The following is an 11,628-nucleotide window of genomic DNA, read 5'->3' on the forward strand; positions in this document are numbered from 1 at the left end:
GATTTTTTCCTTTTTCAGTTTTTCATTTAAATTGTTGAAACATTTTGACAAAGATATAAATTATTTTCCAAATCAACATGATACTGCCATAAAAGTTGATCAATATGTTCTATACGATACGGCATCACAAACTCCCCCAAAGTAAGAACACTTTCAGCAAAACGATGAGGCGTATTGGCATCGCGTTGATTTTTTGCTCGTCCTAGTTCTGAGATTCCTTGAAAACCGACAGCAATCGGTATAAGCCAACCTTCAGCTTTACGCTTGGATGTCCATGTCACTTTGTCATACTCATCTATGGTTGAACTATGGGTGACCTTCAAATAATCTAAAACTGAATCTAATGCATCTTTACCCTGATTCATACTTTCAATAATAAGATCACGGCGCTCAATAAGCACATGTCCGAGCATGAGTTTTTTTAAGATAGGTCTTAATTCTTTGTCCTGACTTTCATCTTCATCAAAATCAATAACTTGACACTTTTTAACTGCTATAACATCCCCACTGGCAAATTTCATACTACCGACCAAATCAGTAACCATTTCCAAAAGCTGCTCTCTTTTTTTGATGCTTAGATTTTCGATCTCGATTAAAAGAGAAACTTCCAAATGACATCGTGCTTCTTCGATAAAAGCTGGCCTGCTTCCATCTTTATCTAGCGGGTTCGCAGTGCCTATAATTGAATGAACAAAATCCCCTTGCCCTTTATAAGTTTGCAAATTAAATTCATGGCAGCTCACTGCCACTTTAGTTAAAGCCACATCTAAAGCTTTAGCTTGCAATTTACGTTGCAAGGCATGAACTGCACCGAGCCAAGCGGTCATTGCAGGAAATCCAATGGTATATGGACTACTCATCGCATTTGCATTATGGAGTTTTAAATGAGGAATCAATAGAAAATAACGCATTAAAAAAACTCCTTATCTTCATCCAATGCTTCAAATACAATAGCTTTTAACTCAATGATTTCTGGACTGCCAAATAACTTAGAACCATAGAAATCTTCAAAGCTATCTAAAATCCATTTAGCAGTTCTTCTAGCAATTTCGTCTCGCCATTCGTTTTCAGTTTGTCTTACATCTAAATATGCATCATCAAGCCATATTTTTTGTTTTAAAACTAAAGATTGATAGTGTTCCTTTTTAGACCATCCCTTTTCATTTTTACGTACACAGAAAGCAATAAATAAAATATCTTCAACCATTTTACGCAAAATCTTTTTAATTTTTTTACGTGTATGCTGATTATTAATCTCAGTGACATATTTTTGTAAGCTTTCAAATTCACTACTAAATTTTTTCCAATATAGACACTGTTGAAAAAAGTCCTGACTAGGTAATTTAATATTACGGTTTTCAAATACAGGTGGGCAACTCGATAATAAATACGCCCGCCCCGCATTTTGGCTATTCAAAACACTGACATTTTGTGGTTGAGTTCCACCATAAGCAGTCACAGTTAAACCAAAAATATCTGAATATCCAACTTCATGATGTTCATTTTTCTTACGTGACTCTTTAGCCTGTTTAGTCTCTTCAGAAAAACGCATAACATCTATTGACTGTTTTAATCGAGTGATTAAACCAGAGGGTGTTAGTATAGAAAGTAAATGATAATTTGCTTCGCTAACTGGGAAGTAAACTTGTTTTACTAAGTGATCCGTTCTAATAGAGTTATCTGTCGCTTTTATTTTCAAAAACTCCACACTTAAAGTTTCAAAGTTTAGTTTAGCATCAGCAATTAGATTCTTAAGCCCTTGATCATTCTCTTCAAAACCATCTAATACGGTTAATTCTTCATTTAGTGGTAAGGATAAAAACTTAAATACATCCATTGCGGCAGCATTGCCAAATACATCTAATGAATACTCCACGTTCCCACTTCGTAAATAACCATCATTACGCTGTTCTATATTGGCAATAACACTTGAAGTTTTAGCACTTGGATGACTAAATTTACTCGGATGGCTAACCATGGAAAGCTGAGTAACCCTTTTTGCTGCATCAGGAAGCCACTCATTCAAACTAAATTTATCTTTTGCTTGCTGCTGTAATTCGGCTATTACACTTTCATTTTCGGCTTTCTTTATACGATCTTTTAACCAAAGCTCTTTACGCTCATTTAAAAATGCATGAATGCTTTCAGCCATATTTTTTCCCCATTTTATTATTTATCTAACACTACAAGTCCAAATTGTTCTGAATAGATAAGATTTTTATTCTCATCATATTCCGGTAACATAATTTCCCCATACCGTTTTGATAATGATTCTATCTTTTCTACAATATCCTCACTTTCATCTAAATTATCAAGAGCCAAACGACATAAAATGTCGCAATAATTTCGATTTAACCATAACCTGTTATTCTCCAATTCATTTAATTGAATGTAATCAATATTATAAAAACCATTACGATCAATATATTTCCCAAAATCATCTTTTATAGAAAACTCAAGTTTTTTATTTTTCAGCACAGCAAAAAGCTGAATATTAGGTGAACTCTGTCTAAAAGGTGTAAATCGTTGAGGTAAAGCTGTTAAAAACCATTTTTGTGTTAACCAAGCATTGAGTGGTTTTGCTCCAACTTTATTGTATGAGGTTAGAGCATCTACAATTACAGCATGCTCAAGATCAGCTAATTTTTTTACTGCTTGCAAAGGCTGATTTGCCTTAATTCGTGGAATCGCATTAATATTAAAATCAGATGCTGTAATTTCGAGAAGCTCAGTTAGATTTTTCGTTTGTAATTTGAATTTATCATTATTAACTTCAAAACCTGGTTTCTCAAACGCAACCTTAGCTTTGCGAAGCCCTCTTAAATTATATTGCAACAAAGCAATATTCGGTTTGTGAATATCATGTTCTAATTTTCGATGACGTAACACTCGCCCTGCTAATTGAATGATAGAACGATAAGAAGATGGTTCTACGATTGCCCAATCAAAATCATGATCTCGACCAACTTCCTCTACAGGTGTAGCAACCAAAATAAAAATAACATGTTCATCATCAGTTGAATCTAGATGCTGGCGAATCACTTCATTTGAAAATGCGGCAGGTTGCTGTTCTCGTTTTTCTTTACGTTTTAGAACTTGATCTAAATGTCGCTCTTGTTCACTACGTAGTAAGAGAACTTGACGACTATGATATGCCATCACTCGCGGTGAAATCCCTTGAGACCACTCTGCATTTAGTAAGTATTGAGTAAGTGCAACACATGGCGGAATATTTGCTACTCGCACCAAACCAAAAGAAACTTTTTTACCAGTTTGAGTATCAATAGTGTGATGGTTGAAATGCAACTGTTCAGCATTCTGCTTAATCCGTTCAAAATATTGTGACTGCAAACTTTGATCTATACGTTGAACCTCTTTATCTGCTACAAGATCAGAACAATCTAAAATATATGCTTTATGTTTGACGATTTGCTTATTTAACGCAGCTACTCGAAGCTCAATAAATGAATGATGTGAATGTTTATAATACTGGATCGCTTGTATTGGTTGACTTGAATCAATGGTTTGAATTTTAGTCTTAAACTCATCGACCCACATACCAATAGTATCTGTATTTTTAAGCTTCTTAAAAGCACAGTAAAGCGACCAACCTTGCTGATAGGCATTAAAAAAACCTTCAGCTAATGCAGGCGGAATCGTTGCCGATGAAATCATCACTTTACGCCCTAACATTCCAGCTAAATGAATGAGTCGAGCAATTGCAATTAAGTCCTGACCATTAAAATCATCAACTTCATCAATGACCAAATCAGATGAAGAAAGTCTCAAGCTCGGTAAAATATATTTACCACCACGATTGGTTTCAGTGGCCGCCATAATATGATCAATGGTGCAAGTCAAAAGAGGTTTATATAAAAAAGCTTTATTTCGTTGTTCTTGATGCTTTGGAAACAAGGCATTCATAAAGTCGGCTTGCGGCATAGCATCATAATCGAGTTCATTTTCTAATAGTTCTTCCAACGACTCAGAACCAATTTCCTCAATATTGATTTCATCTTTTTGATCATTCTTTGTATTTTTATGATGCAGCTCTTGAACAGCTTTTGAACCTATTAAAACAGCAAGCTCATCATTACCTAATCCTATATCATGCCGATATGAATCTCCTGTTTGTAAGGTTAATGTTCTTAGTCCTAAAGCTAAGATATAACGTAATGATCCTCCATCCATTGATAAAGCTTGCATAATTTTTGCGTTAGCAATGGTTTTACCCTTACCCGTACTCGCCATATTGACAACAAACCAACCTTGTTTCCTAGCAGTTTCATTTTTTTGAATAAATTGCTGTATTCCTTTGACAGCCTGATCTTGCCATTCAAAACCTTGGGGACTTTTCTTTTTTAATTTTTGAATATCATATGCTGATTCCATGTCATCCGCTAAACGGCTCAAAGACTGTGCGACACGCATGGCATTTTCACTGACACGTACCAAATGCTCATCTAAATACTGCTTCGCTTGTTTTGTTAGAGGGTCAGTATTTGCAACGAGTGATAAATTTGTTTTCCACGTTTTATCTGCCTGACATGATGAATAATAGTGATCACCTAACATGAGACATAACCTTGCATGATGTAAAATCACTCGCCAACTACCATCAATAAAAATTTGTTCTGATACCTGAGATTCTTGAAGTAAACGTGATGACCATTTCTTAATTTGCTTTGTCCATTCAACTGATCGTGACAATAAACCTTGTTCAAATTCAAAGCATAATTTCAAGCGTTGCTGATATTCTTTTTCTTCAAACTTATTTTGATAACCCCAATCTGCTTCAATCAACTCAAAGAGTTCAGCAATATGATTTGTAGGTTCAGCCGCATATGCCTTTAAAAGTTTATCATCTTTTAAATTAGGTAAACGATGATGCGAAACAACAAGCCAAGCAACTAACTGCGCTAAAGGTGGAAGTTGATCAAGAACTTTTGATTGATCGGAGTTTTTTAAGATGGTTTGCTTAAGTAAATCCTCGCTCCAACTTTGATTGATCAATAGATTTAACCATGCTTCATCAGATTTAGTATTACCCGATGATTGAACCAAAGCATTTAACAACATGCAGGAAATCCATTCATGCCGTAAAGGATCACCTTTAAATTGATTATTTTTACTGAGGAGTTTTTGCTGAAACAAAACGGTTGCTTTGCCCCAATCATGCAGTAAAGCAGAAACAGCAACCAAGGCTTTGATTATAGGTAAATAATGCCAATCATTTTCCCATTTATTTTGAACTAAACTTTTTCTTGTAGTATTAACAGGAACAATCCCCTGCTCATTAAACTTATTACGATTTCCCACAATCCATAAAAGTTCACTTCTACGCCGACCGCGAATCCAATGACAACTCACCGCCGTATTCTTCGTAACTGTTTTACGCAATAGTTTTTTAACCGCCAACAATCCATCTTCGGTAATGACCGTTTGCCATGTGTTATCACCAATTCGGTCTGCAAAAGCATCTAACACACGACGAGTTCGAGGGATGGCTTTCTTTTCGCATTGGGAGATAAAAGTGACAATCATGTTTCGTCCTTAAAATTTTATTAAAAGAGTTGAAACATCCTCAAATATTTCAACTCACAATTATCTTAAGTTGCCTGTGCGGCAAAAAATCAAACAGTAATACCTTATATTTCTAAGCAGCCTATATAGCTTATATAATTACCCTTTTGGTGGGTAAGGATCATTACCATGACTATCTTTACCAGAGATACGCCCATCTTTGTTGTGAACAACTAATTCCGTATCTTGATTTTTACTGATTACTCTAGCGCGTTGAACTGCTTCGTGCTTAGTATCAAAGTGTCCAGAAGAACGCTGCCCTCCACTTTGTTTAATATCCCAACCACCTTTGGTATTTGGAACAACATGAGTTGATTTATTTGACATATTTTTCTCCTAATGTCATATGGTGAAATCACAGACGAAGATTTGGAAAATAACCATCTCCGTTTGCTGTAGAACTTTTGTTCTATACACACAATAAATCAGATAAAAAATAAATTCAACCTATAAAGTATTTCTGTTTTATAATATTGATTTTTCTTTCACCTGCTCAAACATCCAATCCAAGCAGCGATAATCCGTAAATTTCTGCAATAGCTGTTGACGGAATTCTTGCTCAGACATACCCTCTTTGGCACAAATAAAAGCCCAAGGTAAAACTACAGCATCCTTAATCAAATCAGCAACATCAAACACCAAAGCACCCCGTCTTGTTTTGCCGTGCATCACTGCAAAACCATGATTGATACCGAGCACCCAAAGCGTGGTTGCCGAAAGCCCATAAGCCAAATAGTTGCCATGGTTTAAGAAGTCATTCGCCAAATCTCCCTGTTCAGGATTACGTTCAAAACTGAGCTTGCAACGAGTCGCCGCGATTTTATAAAGTTGTTTGGTCATCTGCGCTTCTGCAAGCAATAAATCACCGACTTTGCTCTGATGCGGTATTTTCTTTTCAAAACCATCCAACGCTTGTTGAATATCTAGATCATCTAAATAAAAACCTTCATCTTTTAGGTCTTTGTCTTTTGCCCAAATTTTGCGGATAAACTCAATTCGAGCAAATTGAAATTGTTTTGCCACGTCTAAGCGTTTAGCTTCATCAAACCAAAAACTCATCCATCCGTGCATATACTCAGTTGGACGATATTCACTTTGTGGTGTTAACCACTCCACTTCACTCCCTGCAAATAACGGTGTGCCGCCACCTCCACAAAAACCCACCAAGACACCTGCACTGCACAACATTCGCATCGCCGCTTGAGTAATAGACGTCCCTGTTCCAAGTAAAATTACCGTCGTATTAGCTATCGGAATATTCCAATATTGATTTTCATTTTTGGCTTCTGTGAGATATAAAACCCGACCATCTTTTTGCATGACACGACAATGTTCGAGATAGTAAAGATTTGCACGTTTTGAATGTAAGATTGCTTTTAAATCAGATGGGTTAAGTTGTTCCATTCTTATGATTTCTCTTGTTTTTTCTTATACTACTTGAACATTTGGTAATAAAAAAGCTGCCGAAGCAGCTGAGCGACGTACTATGTCGTTTTAACTCTATTTCTATTAAAAATTAAGATTCAATTTTATCGAACTGACGGTCAATTAAACTTAGACGACCACGCACAACATCAGACAACATACGCCAATCTGAAATAAAACTATAAAGCGGTTGTTTAAAACTCGCTGGTTTATTGTGTTCAAAGAAAAAGTGTCCAATCCATGCACACGCATATCCAGACAACAAGCCATAAGCTAAATACTTTGCTTTGCGCTGGCGAATGGCTTTACTCCAAAAATACAAACCCAGTGTACTGCCTGCAACATGCAAACGTCGGCTCGCAATACTACGATGTTCAGTTAAATAAAAGCGGTAAAATTCATTATAGTCTTTAATTGGCAATGTGAATTCTACTGGCTTATCGATCTTCGCTGGTGCATTCATGTGGATCATCCTAATCTTTAAACTCCCCACAACTTAAAGTATTTTTTGCTCAAAATAAAGTCATTGTGAGCCATCCTCAACGAGACTTAAAAGATCTTTACAATAATTTTTGAGATCAACACGTTATACTAAATTTTAGAATATTTATCCAAAATGGTCAGGAGTTATAACATCATGGAAATAGAGCTTAAATTTCAGCTACCTGAATCTAAGAAAAAAAGTGTCCTGCAATTTTTAAATAAACAATCAGCTCAAAAAATTCGTTTGCAAGCAAAATACTATGATACTGCTGATCGTCTATTAGCAAAAAATTATGTGGCTATTCGTCTGCGTCAAGAAGGTGATCATTGGGTACAAACCTTTAAAGCTGCGACTAAAAATCATTTGCAACGTATTGAAGAAGACATCTATTTAGGTAAATGTGAACAAGAACCTGAATTGGACCTTACACTTTATAAACATAATCAAACCGTTCAAAGTGTACTACGTGATGTATTAGGTGACTCGCCTACTGAACTACTACTTCAGTTCCAAACAGATGTGCAACGTACATTTCATGTTTTTGAATTTGAAAATTCGCTAATTGAAGTTTGTTTAGATGATGGTGAAATTCGTACACCTAACGATCAAGCCCAAATATGTGAAGTTGAATTTGAACTGAAACAAGGCTCACCCCAAGACCTAATTACATTCGCACATACATGGGTGAAGAAATATCAATTATGGCTAGATGTTCGCAGTAAGGCTGAACGTGGTAATTTGCTTGCCGTAACTAAACGTGTCTCTCCTGCTACTAAAGCAAAAACGCTCAAATTAGAATCTGATATTAGTGCTGATCAAGCAATCAAACAAATTGTCGAAAATACGTTAAATCATATTTTAACTAACGCAGCAGCGATTGCTGATGGTGTTGCAGAAGCGGATCATATTCACCAAGCACGTGTGGGAATAAGACGTTTGCGTTCTGCCTTAAAACATTTTTCAAACTGGTCAACTCAAGTTGATGAGTCTTGGGAAAGTCAGTTAGCTGAAATTTTTAGAGCTTTGGGTAAATCGCGTGACAATGATGCAATCCAAGATTCGGTCATTCCTTTAATTCAGAAAGTGTGTGATTTTGAATTTAAGCTTACAGCCTCTGACGCAACTAATATTGCTCAGATTTTCAGTCGGACTCAAACTACTGAGCTATTTTTATCACTACTCAACTTTAGCTATCGTGAATCTGAATCAAAGCCTAAAGTCACTAAACAAGCTGCAAAAAGTTTAACCAAGCTCTATCAAAAAATCCTCAAGGATGCAGAACATTTTTCATCACTTGCTGTAGAAGAACAGCATCGAACCCGCAAACGAGTAAAACAATTGCGTTATTGCATCGACTTTATTTCTGATCTTTATCCTGAGAAAGATGTTCAACAATTCCTAGATAAATTACAGCCAATTCAGGAATATTTAGGTTTTTATAATGATTTGTTTGTCGCTGAACATATTTTCGAGCAACAAGCTACAGAGCACCCACAATTTTTATTTGCTTTAGGTTGGGTAAAAGCACAACAACCACATGTTGCTAAGAAGGCTGCAAAGAAACTAGAGGATTTATCGATCAAAGACATTTTTTGGGATGAGGAGTGATTGCTCTGCAAGGGAAAATCACCTCACTCTGTTATCGTGCTGGTGGCATGGATGCCGCCACAAATAATCTAAATCTTAACAAAAAAAGCGGATACTCTGAAACGTCATCAGCAACCTGCGTGATATAAGCAAAGTAATGTTTCTGCGATGCATTTTAATAAATCCAAGAAATAAACAGGTTTTGCTGATGACAATGGCTTTGCCTACTTTGTCCGAAAACAAAGTAGGAAATCGTCTGCACGAAAACATCCAAACTTTATATAGCACTTGTGGCTGTGCTATTATTTTTTAATGAAAATTAGAGTGTTAAACTATTTATTCCACTTAAATCATTTACCGATACTTCCCAAAAATCTTCCATGTTCCATTATCTGCAATCGGATCACTATAACTATCATTACGTTGCTTACGTAGTTTATCCCGTGCATCCACCAATTTAAAATGTGGTTCGACGCTTAAAATTACACCATTCATATAAAAACGGGTTCGTGTATATTCACTTTGCCCATGCTGAAACACGTAAGTACGTAAATCTATAAACTCACGATGAGCCACCAAAGCAGCAGTGTCATCACTCCCTAACCATTCTTGCATCGCAAAAATCTGATCTGTGTCAAATTGCCCACACTTTTCGATCAATGCCGCAACACCACGAAAAGTTTTAGACTCTTTAGCGCGAGTTTTATTGATTCGAATACGATCGACGTGAAAGAAAAACAATGGCAGATTCAGATGGCTGGGTAAATGAATCGCATCCACAGGCTCATCTTCCATAAAAGGCTGACAAAGTTCCTGCGCCCTTTCAATCAATGGTTGCCATTGACGATAATACTCATCGACCTGATCTTTTAGACCATAATAAATCGGTAAACCTTCAACATGTTCCAAATATTGAGGTGGATAAATATGTTGACGAAGTAAAGCGATATCTGTTTTTAAGCTTTGAATGGCGATAGCATCTTGCATGATGATAATTCGATTTGCTTAGGCTATTTTAGATTAAGGCAAAGGTTTAGTTTCGACAAGGCTTTGACTATAATAAGACGTCTTATTTTTGTTGGAAAATGATCATGTCTCAAAAAATCAACGCCACCGATGTGACGGAAGAAGAAGCGTTAAATGCGGTGTTTTTTGAGCGTGCAGATGAATTCATCAAACTCGCCAATGAGTATTGCCGCCCACCGAAAGGTCAACCAGCAAAACCAGAGGAATTACGCGGACAAGTGAGCGCTGCTATGCTATTCGCGACTGCTCGTTTTAATACATGGGTTGCTGCAAATAACTTTAAAGATGGCAATGAAATGCGTGATGCGAAAGAGCAAGTGATGACTTATTTGCTTCAACAATTTCAAATGATGCTCGAAGATAATTTTGACGAATATTGTGAGCAGTTTGAAAACTATTTACGCTTCCGTAAAAATGAAGATTTTCATGCTCATAAACATGATCATTGACGAGTAAATTAGTCTTTAGAGATTAAATATTTATCTTCATCAGAACAAGGCATTCATTAGTTTAATGCCTTGTTCTGATTAAATAAATTAAAAAGCTGTATTAATTAGATAAGCTGTATAAGCGATAAAACTGAATAACCAAATCCCACCTTTTAAACGCCCGATACGTCCGTGCCCTTTCAAGCTGATAGTGAAAAAAAGTAGACTCAAGGTGAGTACGCCCATTACCACCATATCACGCTGTAAAACCTCTTGGGGTACTATAGTAGGATGAATCATTCCAGCAAGTCCAACCACTGCCAAAGTATTGAACATATTTGAACCAATTACATTTCCTATCGCGATATCAAGTTCACCCTTTCTAGCAGCAGCGATGGATGAGGCTAACTCTGGTAATGAAGTTCCAATAGCTACAACAGTTAAACCAATAATTAATTCACTTACACCAAAGGATTGAGCAATCTCAACAGCCCCCCATACCAATAGACGTGAGCTTATAACTAATACAATTAACCCAAATATTAGTAGTGGAATAGCCTTTTTAAGAGGCATTTGATGTGTTTGTAGTTCAAAATCAAATTCATGGCTTAAAACATCACTTTTACTGCGCATACCTTGCCAAATTGTCCATCCCATATAAACAAATAAAAGCAAGAACAGTAACAATGCATCATTCCGACTCAGTTCGCCATCCATAATTTGCATGATCGCAACCACAGTCACAGCTAATAAAAGAGGTAACTCCTTACGAACTATTGTTGAGTGCACTACGATAGGGTGAATGATAGCCGTCAGCCCTAGTATCAATGCAATATTAACTATGTTTGAACCATAAGCATTACCTAACGCAATACCAGGATTACCATCTAGTGCAGCCATGACCGAGACAACAAGTTCAGGAGCAGATGTACCAAATCCGACAACGATCATGCCAACCAATAATGAAGGCATTCCTAGATGATGAGCAGTTGCAGAAGCACCATCAATAAACTTGTCAGCACTCCACACCAATAAAACAATTCCAGCAAGAACAGCGATTAAAGCTAAAAGCATATTATTCCCCACACTTTAGTT

10 protein-coding genes are annotated in these 11,628 nt (G+C 36.4%); 2 read left to right on the forward strand and 8 right to left on the reverse strand.

The annotated features are described in order from the left end of the window. Positions 1-26: 26 nt before the first annotated feature. The 6 genes from csy2 to R2H34_RS11905 form a co-directional block, all read right to left on the reverse strand. The gene (gene csy2 / locus R2H34_RS11880; protein ID WP_125297835.1) at positions 27-911 is read right to left on the reverse strand and encodes a type I-F CRISPR-associated protein Csy2; all 885 of its coding nucleotides are present in this window, start codon (positions 909-911) and stop codon (positions 27-29) included. Then, complete coding sequence (csy1, locus tag R2H34_RS11885; RefSeq protein WP_125297836.1) at positions 911-2,152, reverse strand: type I-F CRISPR-associated protein Csy1; 1,242 nt, start codon at positions 2,150-2,152, stop codon at positions 911-913. Before csy1 ends, csy2 begins: the two co-directional genes overlap by 1 nt. A 17-nt stretch (positions 2,153-2,169) precedes the next feature. Beyond that, on the reverse strand, positions 2,170-5,544 hold the full coding sequence (cas3f, locus tag R2H34_RS11890) for a type I-F CRISPR-associated helicase Cas3f (RefSeq protein ID WP_151805591.1): 3,375 nt from the start codon (positions 5,542-5,544) through the stop codon (positions 2,170-2,172). A gap of 138 nt (positions 5,545-5,682) precedes the next feature. Further along, positions 5,683-5,910, reverse strand: a complete 228-nt coding sequence (locus R2H34_RS11895) for a DUF2188 domain-containing protein (protein WP_004963268.1) — start codon at positions 5,908-5,910, stop codon at positions 5,683-5,685. 138 nt (positions 5,911-6,048) lie between these two features. Then, positions 6,049-6,987, reverse strand: a complete 939-nt coding sequence (gene cas1f, locus R2H34_RS11900) for a type I-F CRISPR-associated endonuclease Cas1f (protein WP_125297838.1) — start codon at positions 6,985-6,987, stop codon at positions 6,049-6,051. Positions 6,988-7,099: 112 nt separating this feature from the next. Further along, complete coding sequence (locus tag R2H34_RS11905; RefSeq protein WP_004912573.1) at positions 7,100-7,471, reverse strand: DUF962 domain-containing protein; 372 nt, start codon at positions 7,469-7,471, stop codon at positions 7,100-7,102. 174 nt (positions 7,472-7,645) lie between these two features. Between R2H34_RS11905 and R2H34_RS11910 the strand changes: the two genes are divergently transcribed. Next, entirely contained in the window at positions 7,646-9,100 is a 1,455-nt protein-coding gene (locus R2H34_RS11910; RefSeq protein WP_125297839.1) for a CYTH and CHAD domain-containing protein, read from the forward strand. 333 nt (positions 9,101-9,433) lie between these two features. On the opposite strand, the gene R2H34_RS11915 is transcribed toward R2H34_RS11910, so the two are convergent. Continuing rightward, positions 9,434-10,066: a hypothetical protein gene (locus tag R2H34_RS11915; RefSeq protein ID WP_112986974.1), complete on the reverse strand. Its 633-nt coding sequence runs from the start codon at positions 10,064-10,066 to the stop codon at positions 9,434-9,436. Between the two features lie 104 nt (positions 10,067-10,170). Here R2H34_RS11915 and R2H34_RS11920 point away from each other — a divergent pair, with 104 nt between their 5' ends. Next, a complete protein-coding gene (locus R2H34_RS11920; protein WP_004912579.1) occupies positions 10,171-10,554 on the forward strand; it encodes a DUF3144 domain-containing protein in 384 nt (127 codons plus the stop codon). A gap of 87 nt (positions 10,555-10,641) precedes the next feature. Here R2H34_RS11920 and R2H34_RS11925 read toward each other — a convergent pair whose 3' ends face one another. Then, complete coding sequence (locus R2H34_RS11925; RefSeq protein ID WP_151730785.1) at positions 10,642-11,607, reverse strand: calcium/sodium antiporter; 966 nt, start codon at positions 11,605-11,607, stop codon at positions 10,642-10,644. Between the last annotated feature and the right edge of the window lie 21 nt (positions 11,608-11,628).

This window comes from Acinetobacter sp. 16 (assembly GCF_033439925.1).
In the GTDB taxonomy this organism is placed as follows: Bacteria; Pseudomonadota; Gammaproteobacteria; order Pseudomonadales; family Moraxellaceae; genus Acinetobacter; species Acinetobacter junii.

Coding starts and splice junctions, on each gene's coding strand:
- csy2 (WP_125297835.1), bottom strand. CDS start 911: ATGCGTTATTTTCTATTGATTCCTCATTTAAAACTCCATAATGCAAAT.
- csy1 (WP_125297836.1), bottom strand. CDS start 2,152: ATGGCTGAAAGCATTCATGCATTTTTAAATGAGCGTAAAGAGCTTTGG.
- cas3f (WP_151805591.1), bottom strand. CDS start 5,544: ATGATTGTCACTTTTATCTCCCAATGCGAAAAGAAAGCCATCCCTCGA.
- R2H34_RS11895 (WP_004963268.1), bottom strand. CDS start 5,910: ATGTCAAATAAATCAACTCATGTTGTTCCAAATACCAAAGGTGGTTGG.
- cas1f (WP_125297838.1), bottom strand. CDS start 6,987: ATGGAACAACTTAACCCATCTGATTTAAAAGCAATCTTACATTCAAAA.
- R2H34_RS11905 (WP_004912573.1), bottom strand. CDS start 7,471: ATGAATGCACCAGCGAAGATCGATAAGCCAGTAGAATTCACATTGCCA.
- R2H34_RS11910 (WP_125297839.1), top strand. CDS start 7,646: ATGGAAATAGAGCTTAAATTTCAGCTACCTGAATCTAAGAAAAAAAGT.
- R2H34_RS11915 (WP_112986974.1), bottom strand. CDS start 10,066: ATGCAAGATGCTATCGCCATTCAAAGCTTAAAAACAGATATCGCTTTA.
- R2H34_RS11920 (WP_004912579.1), top strand. CDS start 10,171: ATGTCTCAAAAAATCAACGCCACCGATGTGACGGAAGAAGAAGCGTTA.
- R2H34_RS11925 (WP_151730785.1), bottom strand. CDS start 11,607: ATGCTTTTAGCTTTAATCGCTGTTCTTGCTGGAATTGTTTTATTGGTG.